Origin of the sequence: Croceitalea sp. MTPC6 (assembly GCF_036985525.1) — a bacterium.
In the GTDB taxonomy this organism is placed as follows: Bacteria; Bacteroidota; Bacteroidia; order Flavobacteriales; family Flavobacteriaceae; genus Croceitalea.
The window spans coordinates 117,050-133,648 of the sequence record NZ_BTGR01000003.1; the positions used below are offsets into that span (position 1 = coordinate 117,050).

The following is a 16,599-nucleotide window of genomic DNA, read 5'->3' on the forward strand; positions in this document are numbered from 1 at the left end:
ATTTAGAAAAATGAACACAATTCAAAAAACCATTATGTTATCAATTCTTTTTTTAGGGATTTCTGTAAAAGCACAATATGCTGAATTTAAAGTAGATGTAGTTGGTAAAGGAAGCCCAGTTTTGTTATTTCCTGGATTTACATGTACGGGAGAGGTATGGGAGGATTTGGTCAATGAAATTTCCAAAACAAATGAATGTCATGTTTTTACCTTCGCAGGTTTTGGTGGAGTAACACCTATTGAGAAACCTTGGCTTCCAAAGATTAAAGATGCAATAAACAAATACGTTGAAAAGCAAGCACTTAAAAACACTATAATCATTGGGCATAGTTTAGGAGGTGCTTTAGGCTTGTGGTTGGCAACAGATGAAAATCATTCTTATTCAAAATTAATTGTTGTAGATGCGCTACCTTCAACAGGAGCTTTAATGATGCCAAATTTCAATAGTGAAAATATTGCATACGAGAGCCCTTGGAATACACAAATATTGGAGATGGACGAGGTTTCTTTTGAGAAAATGGCCAGCCAAATGGCCTCTGGAATGAGCTTGAAATCCGAAAAACATAAACAGCTAACGGATTGGATACTAAAGGCGGACCGCGAAACCTATGTTTACGGCTATACAGATTTATTAAAGTTAGATTTAAGAGAGGATATTGCCAAAATAGACATACCGGTAAAAGTTCTTGGAGCAACACACCCATATGGTCTTGAAATGGCTAAAACAACCTATGAAAATCAATATAAAAATCTAGAAACATACGACATAGAATTTGCAGAAGGTTCTGCCCATTTTATTATGTATGACAAACCAGAATGGTTTTTAGAAAAGATAGCTGCTGAGTTAAAAAACTAATGAAGGAAAAAGAAGAAATATTTAAAGACACCTATCATTCAAATTACGATAAAGTAATGCGTATTTGCTTAGGTTATGTTGAGGGGAATAATGACGAAGCAAGCGACTTAACGCAAGAAGTCTTTATAAAAGTTTGGGATAACCTAGATGAGTTTAGAAATGACAGTAAGATTTCTACCTGGATTTATAGAATTACCGTAAATACATGTTTAACGAGACTGAGAAAATTAAAAAAGAAAGTAAAAAATTACGATGTAGAATCTGTAGCTAATGTGCCTCAAGAAGATTTAAAAGTAGATAAAGAGAAAATGTATGAAGGTTTATATGGCTGTATAAACAAACTTTCAGAAACTAATAGGGCAATTATTTTATTGGAACTAGAGGGATTGCCACAAAAAGAAATTGCTGTAGTTATAGGGATAAAACATGAGGCAATAAGAACAAGAATACATCGCATAAAAAATGAACTTACTAAATGTGTAAACAATGAATAGTTTTGAAGAAATACAATCAAAATGGAATGAGCAGGCAAAAATAAGACCCCCTAAGGACGGTTTTGAATCCTTAATGAAGGAAATAGAAAAAATCAAGAATAAGCAAAAAATCACTAATGTTGTGTTATTTGCCACAGTACTGGTTTTAGTGGGCTTTTTCTTTTACATCTCTGGATATAACAATCGCCAAGTCATTCTGGGATTGTCGCTTATGATAGGAAGCCTAATTGTTCGAATTATTATCGAGCTCTTAAGCATTAAAAAGTTACAACGTATAAATAGAAGTAAAGAAAACACCTTGTTCAAGCAAGAACTTACAAAGTATTATAACCAAAGGAGAATAGTACATATAGTAATAACCCCATTAATTGTATTGCTTTATGCTATTGGCTTTATAATATTATTACCACTTTTTAAAGCTAATCTAAGCGCTGGATTTTATACTTATATTTTAATTTCTTCTATTGTTCTGTTGGTTGTTTTTGGGTTTTTTATAGGAAGACAACTTAAGAATGAATTAGCTGATTTACGATTTTTAAAAGATTCAGATTAATAGTTAAGAACATATTTGGCACTACTTTTGGTTTTATATCTTTACAATATTGAAAAATTGGAACGTATGAAAATCTTAATAGGCACCATTTTAGTTATGACTTTTTCTTTATCAGGATGTTCTTCACAGAAGAAATTAGTTGAAAACCCACCTTTTGAAATGGGGCAAGCAACTTGCCAATCTTGGACGGGAGGGAGACCAGAGAGTGGTTCAGGAATAAAATTGGAACTACCCATCTCAAATTTGCCATCAGAGGCAAATATGATGCAACAGGCCTATTTTAGAGGTAAAGTGGCTGATATAAAACTAGAAGACAGAGAAGATGGTAAAGTTGCCACAGCCAATTTCATGAACAAAAGTTCTGAAAAACCAGATATGGTAATGCATTCAGATTCTAGGGAAGAAGTTGGGAATCAACCACCAAAATTAAAGGAAGAGTTTCCTTTTGAACTTTCTCCTGACCAATGTGTGGTGAGCTATTTAGATGGGGACAAAATAAAGTACTTTAAGATAGAAGGTGTAAAAGAGAAAAAACCTCTGATTTACAAATAGCAAAAACACAAGCCTTTGAACAAAGGCTGTTTATGACTACTTTTATAACAACATAAGCCCTGAAGTTTAACTTCGGGGTTTCTTTTAAAAGCACTTTTCTATTGAATCCGCTTAAAAAGCTTTTTAAACAGACAGCAGTCTATGGTTTGGCCACAGTATTGCCAAGAATGCTTTCTGTATTCTTGCTTCCATTGTACACCTCTGTTTTTGAGCAAGCCTCTGGTTATGGAGAATATATAAATATATATGCTTGGATAGCTATTTTCAATGTTTTTCTGGCCTATGGCATGGAAACAGCCTTTTTTAGATTTTATCATAAGATAGATGATAAAAACAGGGTGGTTTCTACTTCGTTGATTTCATTAGTATGTACTTCTGTTCTATTCTTACTAGTTGCATTAGTTTTTAAGAATGTATTATCGGAGGTAACCAACATCAATGTAGAATACATCAAATTCACTTCCTATATTTTAGTATTGGATGCCTTGGTGATTATTCCATTTGCCCTTTTACGGGCAAATGAAAAACCAATGAAGTATGCAGTACTAAAGACAGTAAATGTAGCTATCAATTTAGGACTAAACATTTTCTTTTTATTGGTATTGCCCAAGCTCGTCAGTGAGAATTCTGAAAGTATATTTAGTTCTGTTTATAAGGAGAGCAATGAAATTAATTACATATTTATATCTAATGTTATTGCAAGTGCTGTAACCCTTTTAATACTACTCCCAACGTATTTAAGGCGGAACTATTCCTTTGATTTTGGCTTATTAAAGCAAATGCTAAAATATGCAGGCCCGGTTATGATTGCCGGTATTGCTTTCACAATTAATGAGGTGGTAGATAAAATACTATTGACGGAATTGGTTTCAGATAGTGAGGCTGGTAAGTATGGTGCTTGTTATAAACTAGCATTGTTTATGACATTATTTGGAACGGCTTTTAGAATGGGTGTAGAACCATTTTTCTTTAGTCATTCTAATACAGAAAACCCACAAAAGACTTATGCGCAAATCACCAATTATTTTGTGATTTTAGGAAGCTGTATTTTGTTGGCAGTTGTTGTTTTTATAGATGTGATTTCTCCAATTCTGATCAGAAACGAAGCTTTAAGAGAAGCCATTGAAATTGTTCCTATTATATTATTGGCAAGCTTATGTCTAGGAATTTACCACAACCTCTCGGTTTGGTACAAAATAACTGACAGAACCAAATATGGCGCATATATTTCTTCTACAGGAGCTGTTTTAACTTTACTAATCAACTTTATCTTTATTCCTAAGATAGGCTATATGGCTTCGGCAATAGCAACTTTAGTAGCTTATGGAACAATGATGGGTCTTTCCTATTATTTTGGGAGAAAGCATTATCCTATTCCGTACAACATGCGTAAAATCTTCTTTTATGGTGGGTTGTCCATAGTTTTTTCTACCCTTTCGTTCTATGCTTTTAACCGAAACTTAATCATTGGGAGCATCCTACTTTTAGTATTTTTGGGCTTGATTTATAAACTAGAAGGAGACAAATTAAAAACCATATTCTTTAAGCGTGCAAATTAATATCATAAACAAATCAAAACATCCTTTACCGCATTATGAAACCAATGCTTCTGCAGGGATGGATTTAAGAGCCAATATTTCAGATTCCATAACGTTACAACCATTAGAAAGAACCATTGTTAAAACAGGTCTTTTTATAGAGTTGCCTGTTGGTTTTGAAGCACAAGTGCGTCCGCGAAGTGGTTTGGCTGCAAAAAAGGGAATCACTGTTTTAAATGCACCAGGTACCATAGATGCCGATTATAGGGGAGAGATAGGGGTGATATTAGTCAATCTTTCTAATGAAGACTTTACCATAGAAGATGGAGAGCGTGTAGCACAATTGGTTATTGCCAAACATGAACGTGCTGATTGGATGCAGGTAAGCGAATTATCAGATACTTCCAGAGGAACTGGCGGATTTGGAAGCACTGGGGTGAAGTAACAAATTCCTTCGAAGGCAGGAATCTTATTAAATAAAAGCAACTTAAAACTTATAGCTGAAAGCTTAGAACTTACATAGTATGAAAATAATAGTACCAATGGCCGGTAGAGGCTCAAGATTACGCCCACATACGCTAACAGTGCCAAAACCTTTAATTCCAGTAGCCGGCAAACCCATAGTTCATCGTTTGGTGACCGATATTGCAAAAGTTTTAGGAGAGCCAGTGGACGAAATTGCCTTTATTCTAGGTGACCCAGCTTTTTTTGGAGATGATGTGGTTGAGAGTTTAAAAAGCTTAGCAGAAGGTTTAGGGGCAAAAGCTTCAATCTATCGTCAAGATGAGCCTTTGGGAACTGGTCATGCTATTATGAGTGCCAAACCTTCTTTAAGTGGACCTGCGGTAATTGCTTATGCAGACACATTAATTCGCGCTGAGTTCGATTTGGACAAGAATGCCGATAGTGTTATTTGGGTGAAGCAAGTTGACCAGCCAGAAGCATTTGGAGTTGTAAAATTAAACGGTGATAATGAGATTGTAGAGCTAGTGGAAAAACCAGAGGAGTTTGTTTCAGATTTAGCGGTGATCGGAATCTATTATTTTAAGGATGTTGGTGTGCTTAAAGATGAATTACAGTATGTTTTGGACAATAACATCATAAATGGTGGGGAATACCAGATAAATGATGGTATAAAACGTATGATGGAAAAAGGCATGAAGTTTGTTCCTGGTCAAGTGGATGAGTGGATGGATTGTGGAAATAAAAATGTTACCGTAGAAACCAATCAGCGTATGCTGGGCTTTTTGGAGAAGGATGGGGAGCATATGATTTCAGATTCCGTAAAAAAAGAGAACGCCAATATTATAGAACCTTGTTACATTGGTGAAAATGTGGTCTTAAAAAACACTACCGTAGGACCATTCGTGTCAATTAGTTCTGGAACAACTATTGAGAACTCAACCGTTAAAAATAGCATAATCCAAAGTGAGAGTACTATTAAAAATGCTATTTTGGATAACGCTATGATAGGGAACTATGTAAAATATGATGGTAATTTTGAAACCATCAGCATCGGTGACTATTCGGTTTTGGAATGATAGTTGATTACAGTATCCCTATTATAAAGAAGTTTTATGAAACATCACCTTGGGATATTATTTTTAATTTTATTTGGCTTTGCTAATTCTATAGCACAATCAAACCAAACCCTTGAATTTTTATATGGCTCTTGGTATTTTTCCAAATCTGAATCGAGTAATGATAAATTAGTATATAAGAAGTATAATCATCATTTTAAACAAGCATATAACTCTAGCGTGAAACCAGCATTGTCTTTTAAAAAAGATTCTAATGTTTTTATGTTGAGTTATGATAATGGTAAGGTTTATCGAAGATGTGGAAACGATACACGTAAAAATAGGATAGCTAGCTGGAATAAAGGAATTTGGTCATTAGATTCTAAAATGAACAAACCTATATTGATATTGTCGTATTATGAAGCTGAAAAAGGAAAGAATTATAGTTTGACAAATAAAAACACCTTCTACATGTTGAATTTGGATTATGAAAGGATGACCCTAGTCCCTACTAAATCTATTGCTAAGTAGAAAAAATTGCAACTTTGATAAATTGGCTAAAACTTATCATGAAAATTGAAAGCAAAAAATTAACAAAGATTTTTATTTTGGTATTGCTAATGCCGTCTATCAAGATGATTGCCCAAGAATCAAAAAAAGTGGAACTTATTTATGGGGATTGGGAATTGTCAACTAAAAAGTCTACCGATAGTCTTTTGATTTTTCATTCAAAAGAATCTAATCATTTTGATAAAAGGTTTTCGGAACATATTTTTTCATTTAAAGAAAGTAATAAAGGAGTTCTATCGGAAATAAAGTATTCAGATGTCATTTATTGTTATCCTTCATCTAATTTTTCACACGGTTCAGAAAAGTGGACAATTGTCAAACCTTTAAACAGGCTAGAACGGATATTTTATGATGAGGAAGATGAACTACTATATTCATGTACTTATGAAATTAGTCGCCTTAATAAAAACGTTTTGGAACTTAAATTGATTAGTGAATTTTTTAACGAGAATTGGGTTGAAAAGAAGTAAGGCACTTTTGTATTTGAGTTTGAGCTTGGGTTTTTTAATCCCAGCTAGTCTAAGCTATGCCCAAGAAGAAAAGCTTCAAGTTGAAGAAAGTTCTGAAGTATTTTTAGAAGAATATACCGATGAGTTTCAGGAAAGTTTCTTTGAAGCCTTAAAACAAAAGGGCATACAAAACTATGACCGTGCTATCAATTTATTCCTAGAATGTAAGCGGTTAGAGCCAGACAATCATGTGATTGACCATGAGTTGGCAAAAACCTATCTTTTGGATAAAAAATATATTTCTGGCCAGCAATATGCGATAGAAGCCCTTATTGCCGAGCCAAAAAATTACTGGTATTTGAATACTTTGGTCGCCATCTTATCCAAACAGTCTAGTACGATTAAAGCTGTTGAGTCCACCATACCATTTGACGATAGAAAATTACAAGAGAATTTGGCACTGATTTATTACAAGAGGAAGCAATACCATGAAGCATTAAAAACACTCAACCGTGTATCCAATTCCAGTTTTAAAGAAGAACTTACTTCTAAAATCAACGATTCTTTAAACAAACCTTTGGAACAGCCTACTGTTAAATCAGTAACCCTTACAGTTGAGGATAATGAGCCCACTACAAAAGGGCTGGAGATGGCCATAAAAAATCAAATTAAACTTGAACAATATCGGATAGTAGAAAAAACAGCTAAAGATGCTGTTGAAGCTTATCCTTTACAGCCCTATTTCTATTATGCTTATGGTTTAGCACTACATAAAAACAACAAAAACAGCCAGGCCATAGAAGTATTGGAAACTTCTCTAGATTATTTATTTGATGATATTGCTTTAGCAAACAAGGTTTATAAAACCCTTGCCGATGCGTACACAAAGACAAGTAACTTTTCAAAAGCAAACTTGTACCTTAGTAAGATAAAACCTGGATTTTAGATGAATAAGCACCTCATGTTGGCGCAAAAGTTAAGTGTTTTGATGCTGATTATTTTTTTGACATCCTGCAAGTCTACCAAAACAATTGCGTCTGGCGAGGTAGATGTTTCCTTGACTACTAAGCGAATTATTTCCAATCACTACCAGAATGAAATTGATTTTGAAACTTTAAGCGGTAAAATTAAGATTGACTATGATGATGGTAAAAACGCACAGGGAATAGGTGTTAGTTTTAGAATGAAAAAAGATGAAACCATTTGGATCAGCGCTCCTTTTGGCGTAGTAAAAGCTATAATTACACCTAAAAGGGTTTCATTCTATAACAAATTACAAAACGAATATTTTGACGGGGATTTTTCATATTTAAGCAACCTTTTAGGAACTGATTTGGATTTTAAAAAAGTACAGAATTTATTACTGGGCAATGCAGTTTTAGATTTAAGAGACCAAAAGTATGCCTCTACCATAGTTGATGGTAATTATGGTTTAGAACCAAAAAGGGCAAATGATTTGTTTAAAATTATTTTTTCCATAGAACCTAAAAACTTTAAAATTGCCAAGCAGGAACTTTCCCAACCATGGGAAAATCGCTTCCTTAAAATGGACTATCAATACCAAGACTTAGATTCAAAAGTTTTACCTGCAACCATTGCTATAGAGGCTTTGAATAAAGAGGATAAAACAGCTATAGGTCTTGAATATAGAAATATGGAGTTTGGGAGACAGTTAAACTTCCCCTATAAAATACCGAATGGTTTTGAAGAAATTGTTTTAGAGTGATATGCAAAAATCCTTCTATCGCCATATTATACTTTTAGGGTTAGCAATCCTTTTTTCAGGAGGCTTGAGCGCTCAAACAAGTCAACAAAAAGCATTGGAGGCTAAACGTGCCAAACTTCAAAAAGAGATTCGAGAAATGAATCGCTTGCTTTCTGCCCAAAAACAAGAAAAAGGCAATGTTTTAGAGCAAATGGAAGCTCTTGACCGAAAAATAAATGTAAGACAAGAATTAATAAGGGTTACAAACCAACAATCCAATCTTTTAAATAGACAGATTAATGCCAATGTTAGAAGCATAGGAAAGCTTCGTGAAGATTTGGAGCTTTTGAAAGACGATTACGCTCAATTGATTCAAAAATCGTATCAAAACAAAACGCAGAACAACCGCTTGATGTTTTTACTTTCCTCAGATAACTTTTTTCAAGCTTTTAAGCGATTGCAGTATATAAAACAATATACCAAACATCGAAAGCAACAAGGAGAAAGTATTGAAGCCAAAACCGAAGAATTATCAACCCTAAATAAGGACTTGGTGGAGCAGCGAAAAATAAAAGATCAATTATTGGTTGAAAATAGAAGGGCCAAGAACGATTTATCTAAAGAAATTGGTTCACAAAGGACATTGTTACAATCAATTAAACAAAATGAATCCAAGTATACTCAAGCGATAGACAAAAAGAAGAAGGAATCTAGAAGAATAGACCGTGAAATAGAAAAACTGATTCGCTCGGCGATTGCTAGTTCCAATAAAAAATCTGGAAGTAGCAATACAACCTCATTTGCTTTAACCCCTGAAGCAAAATTGATAGCAAATAACTTTTCTTCCAACAAAGGAAAATTGATTTGGCCGGTTGAAAAAGGTATTAAAAGTCAAGGATTTGGAGTTTACGCAGATAAAGTATATCCAGGGATAAAACATCAGAACAATGGTGTAACAATTACCACTGATAAAGGAGGACAGGCAAGAGCCATTTTTGAGGGAGAGGTAATTACTATTTTTACTAATAAAATGGGTGTAAAAGGAATTTATTTAAGGCACGGAAACTACATCAGTATGTATTACAACCTTTCCAAGACATATGTACAGAAAGGCGATAAAGTAGCTGCTAAAGAAGCACTGGGAGAGATTTATACCAATCGGTTTAGTGGAGTTACCAACCTTAAATTCTACCTGTATCAAGATACTAAAAAGTTAAATCCAGAGCATTGGATCTATCAGCTGTAACTTACCCATATTCTAATATTCGTAGCATTTTATAGGCTAAATGAGCAACCTTTTGTAAAAAAAGCAACTTATAAATATGAAAAAAGCACTTTTTGGTTTCTGTCTTTTGACATTGCTGGCTTTTAAATGTGAAAATGACATAGAATTTGAAGACAATCAAAGACTTCTTTTAAAGGCAAAACTCATTGATTCTGAAAGTAATCCATTTGGTAATGTTCCCGTAAAAGTTTATGCGACTAAACAGTATGGGTTTGATCTAGAAGCAGCCATAAGAAGCGATTTTGGAGAGCTCATTGGAAGCGGAGTTAGCGACGCTCAAGGAAATATTGCGATTACAGCTTTAAAGCCTTTAAATGCCTCAAATGTATATGCATTAATCAATTTTTACGATAGCGGCTTTAACGGATTTAAACCTGGGACAGCACCATTAGCTTTTAATTTTATTAATGAAATTGATTTAAAGGATAATACATATGACATTGAAAGTATTGTTTTGGATAGAATTGAACCATTCCAATTAAATACTATTAGAAATACCAATCAAACAGATACATTACAATACAGTTGGTCTTATAATGCTGGAGTTAAGATTTTGGGAGATACAGACCCTTATTTTTATGGAGGTGATGTAAGAGAAAATGGCTTTGACGAACTTTTACCATCTGAACAAATAAACACGCACACTTTTAATACTATAGAAAGTGATACTGTCCTATTTGAATACAACATTATAAACAATGGTATTGTAGAAACAGGACAATTAGAAATTATTGTAAATGAACAATCTGGCTCTTTTGAATTTGAATTTTAAGAAATTTGGCGCGGTATTTTTGTTTTTATTGCCCCTAGCGCTTTACACACAAAAAAATGATCAGGAAAACCAAAAACCTGATTATTATTATGATGTTTTGGGACAGGTTAAGATAGGTTTTTTAGTCCCCAGTGCTTATGGGAATAATTTTATTTCTGAAGGATATGATACTTGGAATGGGGTGCATATAGATGCACAAATAAAACTAAGAGAACGTTTATTGCTGGGATTACAGTACCAGGCCTTTAAAGGGCGGGTTACAGATCAAGAATTGGTAGGACCAATTGATGCCAGCGGAATCACTCATTTTTTTGCAACATTTGGCTATGCTCTGCTAGAAAAAAGAAATAATTTTCAGATAGAGGGGAATGTTGGTTTTGGTGGTGTCACGTTAAGGAATGAAAATGGTTTTCGCCGTTTTAATGACAATGGTTTTGCGATCATGGCAAATGTAAATTTTTCCTATCGCTTAAATTATTGGCTTGGATTTTATTTGAGCGTACAGAACAATTGGGATTTTTGGTCAATTGAGCGACCATCAGAACTTGATGATATTTTTGGCAAGACCTCTTTTTTTATGCCATCTCTAGGCGTTAAATTTTACATTCTTTAACCCATAAAAAGTGCTCTTAATTCAGTAGCTTCATTTGGTTCTAACTTCCCAGCAAGCACCAAACTTAATTGTTTTCTTCTAAGTGCTGCTGCAAAACGTTCCTTTTCTAAATCAGATTCCGGTTCTAGTGGTGGAACTTCGGTTGGAGTTCCGGTTTCATCGACAGCAACAAAAGTGTAAATAGCCTCATTGGCTTTGGCTTTCTCACCCGTAAAGCGGTCTTCCATCCAAACATCAATATAAATCTCCATAGAGGTTCTAAAAGCCCTTGAAACAGCAGCTTCTACCGTTACTACACTACCTAATGGGACTGAGCGGTTAAAAGCAACGTGATTCACAGAAGCGGTAACCGTTATTCTACGGCTATGTCTTCTCGCAGCAATACTGGCAGCCCTATCCATACGGGCAAGGAGTTCACCTCCAAAAAGATTGTTTAAGGGGTTGGTTTCACTGGGTAAGACCATATCCGTCATTATGGTACGTGATTCACTAGGGTTTTTAGCACGCATAGCTCGAATTTTGCGCAAAGATATTGAAGTATGGGGTGGTAATAAAGAAAAGCAGAACTATTTCTCTGAGAGCATCCAAGCATCTCGGGAAACGGTATTCTTGATTTTTCTTAAAAAGCGAAGTGCTTCTCGGGAATCACTAAAACTGGAATACGCTACTTGGTGCAATCCAAATTTATTGGCCCCAATGTACTTGGCTTCATAGCCTAACCTTTCCAGTTGCTTTACTTTTTTGTCCGCATTTTGCTTTATTCTGAATGCACCAGCAATAATGTGGTGTTGTGGACCAGTAAGAACTTCTTTTTTATCAATCTTGAGATTAATAGGAGGCAATTCCAAGGGTGTAGTATCAAAAAAAGTGGCTTCTTGGATGTATTTGGACACTTGCTGTTGGGCATCTTGCCTTACCAGTTGTTGTTTTTCTAGATTCTGGTTATATAATTGGTATCCAGACACTCCAGCAGCACAAAACAAGAGAAATACTGCTGCATATTTAAGCCAAGGCCTAAAAGAAGATTCGTTTCGTTTTTCAGGTGTAATGATAAAAGGAACACTTTCTTCCAATACTTCCACTTCTTTTTTTAATTCTTCCCTAACTATTGGGGCGGCAGTAAATGCAGATAGACCAAAAGAAGAGGCTAAATAATTGACTTTTTCTTCGGGTTTAAACTGAACTTTGTGCTCAGAATTCATTGTTAATTCCCCAACACCATGCAAATCAATAGTTTCGCCATTTTGTAGGCGTTCTTTCCAACCTTTAGAAGTGCTGGTCACTTCTTCCAATAAATCCTCATAAGAGAGCTTTTTGGCTTTAGAAATGTATGAAACCAATAGACCATCATTCTTGGAAAGTTGCTCGTTAAACGAAATAACTTTGGTCGGTGGATGTAAAGTGTTTGAGACCGAATCTATTCTTGCAGAAGCTGTATGCGCCAAAAAAGCCCCAAACTCTGGTACTACGACGCAGTTATACCTGTAAAGTAATTCCTTTATATAGTGTTCGGTTCGCATTGGAGCAAATATTACAAAATTTGTACAGTTGCAAAATAGCCCCCATAACTTTTTATTAACATTCTATTTGTTGAACTTTGTTGAAAACTCGATTACCTGAAACAATGTCCAATAATGAGCTAATAGCCTTACTTAGATTACAGCGGATTCCTAATATAGGAGATATAAATGCCAAAAAATTATTGGATAGATGTGGTAATGCTGAAGCAATTTTTCAAGAAAAGAAACAAAGTCTTCTTAAAATTGATGGTATTGGAACTTATACAATTCAGAATATTTATGATACCGAACACCTTGAGGCTGCGGAGAAAGAACACGAGTTTATTAGGAAAAATGACATAGAGTACACCTATTTCTCAGATTCAGATTATCCAAAACACTTAAAACATTGCATAGACAGTCCTATTTTATTGTTTAAATCTGGAAAAATTGATTTAGAAAACCGTAAAATCATTAGTGTAGTTGGAACTAGAAACATAACAAGCTATGGGCAAGCCTTTTGTGAAGAATTCATAGGGGCTATTGCTCCCTTAGACCCCGTAATCGTTAGTGGTTTTGCCTATGGAGTGGATATTAGCATACAGCGGGCCGCCATGCAACATGGACTGCAGACCATAGGCTGTTTGGCACATGGATTAAACCAAGTTTACCCTAAAACGCATAAAAAGTATGTAGCTGAAGTGGAGAAAAATGGCGGATTTTTAACTGAATTCTGGAGTAGCAGTAATCCAGATAGGGAAAACTTTCTTAAGCGGAATCGCATTATTGCTGGCATGAGCGAAGCCACTATTGTGGTGGAATCTGCTGAAAAAGGAGGAAGTTTGGTTACTGCAGATATTGCACATAGCTACAATAGGGATATTTTTGCGGTTCCTGGAAGAGCTACTGATAAATATAGTGTAGGTTGCAATAATTTGATTCGACAACAAAAGGCACAATTACTGACTTCTGCTGCAGAATTAGTGTATTTAATGGGTTGGGAGGTCGAGGAAAGGCAAAAAGCGCCTGTCCAAAAACAGCTGTTTGTAGCACTTGATGAAACAGAACAGTCAATCTACTCATACCTACAATTAAACGGCAAACAACTACTGGATACCGTTGCTTTGGAGTGCAACCTTCCAATTTTTAAAGTTTCGGCCACTTTATTGAACATGGAGATGAAAGGCGCAATACGTCCGTTACCTGGTAAATTGTTCGAAGCGATATAAGTTTCATGTGCTGTCCAATCACTGTTTATCGACTTTTTAAAGACAGAAAGGGCATTCTAGTTTAAGTCTCTTTTAAACTAATAAATACTATTGATAATCCTAATTTTACATGGTTTTGATGCTTTATTCTATAAATCAAAAAAATATTAGGATATAAAATTGAAGGTCATTTTCGACTAAAAACAAGGTCAGTTAAATATCCCGATAAAACACCTTTTGTAATAAATTATAGGGGTATCAATCTAAAAGATGACATGCAAAAAGTGAGTGATAAAAGGTAAATTTAATACACAATCTTATTTTGAACCTTTGATAAACCTCACAAATCTCTCTTTCTGGTTTTGGATTAGACACTTAAAGTTTCATCAACAGGTTAGATCATAGAAAGTAATCTACCTTTCCTGAACGCTAAAACTTTTAATAGTACTAACAGGCCTTCCATCCATAGTAATTCCTTCTACTTTGATTAAATATTTACCTGGCAGGTCACCAGTAAAAAAACTAAAATTTGCACTTTCAGCATCAGTAATAGTTATGTTTGGCTCCCAGTGCAATGTTGTTCTGTAATCCATCTTGTTATGCTCAGGTTTGGGAACAGAATAGTTTGGACTATAAAACTCCCGCACTTTGGTAAATCCGTTGGCTTTATAATTAACTATACCTGGATACCTTTTTTGAACTTGGCCTTCTATATCCAACGGTTTATGGGTATAGAACGCTATTACTCCATTACCACCTCTTAAACCATATATTGCAGCTGATGATCCTTTAAGAACATCTACGAACATAATTTCATTTGCCATCATTCCTCCTATAAATTGAGGGTCAGTAGGCATACCATCTATAAGTAGAAGAGGAGCAGAGGAGCCTAAAAGACTGGTATTACCACCTCTTATAATGACATTTTGAAAGGGGAATGTTCCAACAACTTGAACACCAACAGCGTGCAGCAATAGATCAAAAGCACTAAATGCCTTAGCTCCGGAAATGGAGTCGGTAAAAAGCCTTGTATCAGGTTCTCCATGAAGTGTAAACTTTTGAATCTCATCATTTACTAATTGTTCACGAGTTTTCTTTTTCTTGCTTTTTACTGTCACCCCTTCTAGGAGAGTTACTTTAGGGTCATATTTAAATTCTTCTATTTTCCTTTTGTAGGCCTGTTCTATATATTTCTCAGGGAAAATCAACTTTTTAGTAACATTTTTAGATTCTGTTTTAAGTTCCAAAGAATGTTTCGGAAAAGAATTTTCAACATAAATTGCGAGGTCACTGTTTTTCCCTTTTTTAGATTTATCTATGGGTTTGGCTTGTAGCAATACTTTTAAACTGTCTTGAAAAGTAAAAGGACCGAAACTGAACTTGCCTTGAACATCAGTTGATTTCTCTGTCTGAAAAAGATCTTTGTCTATAATACTCAGACTCACAAGAGCCTCCTCGGGCTTATACTCGTTACTAAAACTTGTAATTTTACCCTCAACCATGATTCCCTTTTCAGGAACAAATTTTTGGGCTTTACTTACTTCATCGTTGAGTAAATCTTTCCAAACAAATCTACGCCATCCGTGAGTAAGCATCAGTGCATCTAAAAGATACTTTCTTTTCATGTCATTTTTCTCAAAAAAGAAGTCAGCGTTGGGAACTGTTCCGCCCAAATCAGAATTAAGTAACAACCAGCTTTTTATTCCATCTCCATTATAACCTGATGTATTTGTACTTGTAATTACGCTGGCGGATAAATTTCCTTTGAGTGTCCTTCCTTGAGAGTTCCTTATACCTAGTTCAAAAGACACTTTTTCTCTAGGGCCATAATTTTCGGAATCCAAATTAGCCGTTAGCACAACATCATTATCCATATTATCTACAAATACCAGTCTTTCGCAGACAGGCTCTCCTTCGGCTGTAAATAGAGTAAAATGAGCAACACCGTCCTCTATTTTTTTTGTAAGTAGTTTTATTGAATAGCTTGAATCCGCTGTTTTTTCCTGATGTTTAAAAATGGTACGCCCATTAATATGTCCTACTAGTATGGTACCTTTAAGGCCACTTATAGTATTGGTTAAAACTTTAAGCCTCAAAAATTCTCCAAAATTTTGTACTCCCAAAACATATCCTTTTTGTTTGCTATTAGGTAATGGATATGTTTCTATTTTTCCATTCACAATAACTTTGGCGTAATATTTTTTATTGAACTCAGGTATAAATGTTGTTTTTCCAAGACCAAATTCGTGACTTTCAAAAACTGTAATAAGATTATCCTCTTCATCAAATATCTTTCCTCTTAAAGCAATTCCGTTTCCATTGCGATCAGCTGCTTTTATTCCTAAAACACAAGGTATACCAGAAACGATGCTTCCACCTTCTGGGAAAAAGGATATAATGGGTATTATTTGGCTTTTTTTATTTTGCTTCTTTTTGAAAATTTCTTTGTGGGCTATATCATGATTAATTTCTTTAGATTTAGGAATTTGGATAGTAATTTTTTTGATGTAGGGTAAGGGACTACTTTCATTTAACATGTATTTTGTGTAAGCAATCAGCCTGTAATCACCTTTCTCTATTTTTTCTGGTAATTCTATACTTCCTTGAGCTCCAAGACCTTGGTTAAAAAGTTTTTGTCTGACTAAAACACTGTCTTTAGAATTAACAAGTTCGGTATAAATTACATTGCTCTCATCAGTTGCCGTAAGTGAAAAGCCATTTAGAAGAAATACTTTATACCAAATGGTTTCTCCATTAATGTAAAAGTCTTTGTCAGTAGTTATGTAGGTTTTTTCAAAATCACTGGTGTTGTTGTAAATGGCAAGTTTTCCAAGGATATTCTCAAAAACCACGTTTTTTTGCCCAAGATTTTGGTTGCTAAAAAATAGTGAACAAATAGTTATAATAGGAGATATATATTTTACCATATAAACTAATTTAATGACAAGCTTTAAGATAAAATATTTGAGATAGATTTGAAGCGAC

Annotated in this window: 18 protein-coding genes; 15 read left to right on the top strand and 3 right to left on the bottom strand. The window is 34.7% G+C overall.

The features are described 5' to 3' along the window. The first annotated feature begins 10 nt into the window (after positions 1-10). The 14 genes from AACP56_RS07115 to AACP56_RS07180 all read left to right on the top strand — a co-directional run bounded on the left by AACP56_RS07115 (position 11) and on the right by AACP56_RS07180 (position 10,907). A complete protein-coding gene (locus tag AACP56_RS07115) occupies positions 11-856 on the top strand; it encodes an alpha/beta fold hydrolase (protein ID WP_339335987.1) in 846 nt (281 codons plus the stop codon). Further along, complete coding sequence (locus AACP56_RS07120; RefSeq protein WP_339335985.1) at positions 856-1,350, top strand: RNA polymerase sigma factor; 495 nt, start codon at positions 856-858, stop codon at positions 1,348-1,350. The genes AACP56_RS07115 and AACP56_RS07120 overlap by 1 nt, the downstream gene beginning before the upstream one ends. Beyond that, positions 1,343-1,903 carry a hypothetical protein gene (locus AACP56_RS07125; RefSeq protein ID WP_339335983.1) on the top strand — a complete coding sequence of 187 codons (561 nt, stop codon included), beginning with the start codon at positions 1,343-1,345 and terminating at the stop codon, positions 1,901-1,903. Before AACP56_RS07120 ends, AACP56_RS07125 begins: the two co-directional genes overlap by 8 nt. 66 nt (positions 1,904-1,969) lie before the next feature. Continuing rightward, positions 1,970-2,455 carry a hypothetical protein gene (locus tag AACP56_RS07130; RefSeq protein WP_339335981.1) on the top strand — a complete coding sequence of 162 codons (486 nt, stop codon included), beginning with the start codon at positions 1,970-1,972 and terminating at the stop codon, positions 2,453-2,455. Positions 2,456-2,556: 101 nt separating this feature from the next. Continuing rightward, positions 2,557-4,014, top strand: a complete 1,458-nt coding sequence (locus tag AACP56_RS07135) for an oligosaccharide flippase family protein (RefSeq protein ID WP_339335979.1) — start codon at positions 2,557-2,559, stop codon at positions 4,012-4,014. After that, on the top strand, positions 4,004-4,438 hold the full coding sequence (dut, locus tag AACP56_RS07140) for a dUTP diphosphatase (protein ID WP_339335977.1): 435 nt from the start codon (positions 4,004-4,006) through the stop codon (positions 4,436-4,438). The genes AACP56_RS07135 and dut overlap by 11 nt, the downstream gene beginning before the upstream one ends. A gap of 79 nt (positions 4,439-4,517) precedes the next feature. Beyond that, positions 4,518-5,534 carry a sugar phosphate nucleotidyltransferase gene (locus tag AACP56_RS07145; protein WP_339335975.1) on the top strand — a complete coding sequence of 339 codons (1,017 nt, stop codon included), beginning with the start codon at positions 4,518-4,520 and terminating at the stop codon, positions 5,532-5,534. A gap of 36 nt (positions 5,535-5,570) precedes the next feature. Further along, a complete protein-coding gene (locus AACP56_RS07150) occupies positions 5,571-6,044 on the top strand; it encodes a hypothetical protein (protein WP_339335973.1) in 474 nt (157 codons plus the stop codon). A gap of 38 nt (positions 6,045-6,082) precedes the next feature. Further along, positions 6,083-6,553, top strand: a complete 471-nt coding sequence (locus tag AACP56_RS07155) for a hypothetical protein (RefSeq protein WP_339335971.1) — start codon at positions 6,083-6,085, stop codon at positions 6,551-6,553. Then, positions 6,540-7,478: a tetratricopeptide repeat protein gene (locus AACP56_RS07160; protein WP_339335969.1), complete on the top strand. Its 939-nt coding sequence runs from the start codon at positions 6,540-6,542 to the stop codon at positions 7,476-7,478. The genes AACP56_RS07155 and AACP56_RS07160 overlap by 14 nt, the downstream gene beginning before the upstream one ends. Then, the gene (locus AACP56_RS07165) at positions 7,479-8,258 is read left to right on the top strand and encodes a DUF4292 domain-containing protein (RefSeq protein ID WP_339335967.1); all 780 of its coding nucleotides are present in this window, start codon (positions 7,479-7,481) and stop codon (positions 8,256-8,258) included. A 1-nt stretch (position 8,259) separates the two neighbouring features. Continuing rightward, on the top strand, positions 8,260-9,483 hold the full coding sequence (locus tag AACP56_RS07170; protein ID WP_339335965.1) for a murein hydrolase activator EnvC family protein: 1,224 nt from the start codon (positions 8,260-8,262) through the stop codon (positions 9,481-9,483). 76 nt (positions 9,484-9,559) lie between these two features. Beyond that, positions 9,560-10,294, top strand: coding sequence for a hypothetical protein (locus tag AACP56_RS07175; RefSeq protein ID WP_339335963.1), 735 nt, complete (start codon positions 9,560-9,562; stop codon positions 10,292-10,294). Continuing rightward, positions 10,260-10,907, top strand: a complete 648-nt coding sequence (locus AACP56_RS07180; RefSeq protein ID WP_339335961.1) for a hypothetical protein — start codon at positions 10,260-10,262, stop codon at positions 10,905-10,907. The genes AACP56_RS07175 and AACP56_RS07180 overlap by 35 nt, the downstream gene beginning before the upstream one ends. Here AACP56_RS07180 and AACP56_RS07185 read toward each other — a convergent pair. After that, positions 10,904-11,416 carry an acyl-CoA thioesterase gene (locus AACP56_RS07185; protein ID WP_339335959.1) on the bottom strand — a complete coding sequence of 171 codons (513 nt, stop codon included), beginning with the start codon at positions 11,414-11,416 and terminating at the stop codon, positions 10,904-10,906. The two genes, AACP56_RS07180 and AACP56_RS07185, sit on opposite strands and share 4 nt — an antisense overlap. 57 nt (positions 11,417-11,473) lie before the next feature. Beyond that, entirely contained in the window at positions 11,474-12,427 is a 954-nt protein-coding gene (locus AACP56_RS07190; RefSeq protein ID WP_339335957.1) for an HU domain-containing protein, read from the bottom strand. Between the two features lie 104 nt (positions 12,428-12,531). Here AACP56_RS07190 and dprA point away from each other — a divergent pair, with 104 nt between their 5' ends. Next, entirely contained in the window at positions 12,532-13,635 is a 1,104-nt protein-coding gene (gene dprA / locus AACP56_RS07195; RefSeq protein WP_339335955.1) for a DNA-processing protein DprA, read from the top strand. Positions 13,636-14,027: 392 nt separating this feature from the next. Here the strand turns inward: dprA and AACP56_RS07200 are convergent, their stop codons facing one another. Beyond that, entirely contained in the window at positions 14,028-16,541 is a 2,514-nt protein-coding gene (locus AACP56_RS07200) for a TonB-dependent receptor plug domain-containing protein (protein WP_339335953.1), read from the bottom strand. Positions 16,542-16,599: the final 58 nt, after the last annotated feature.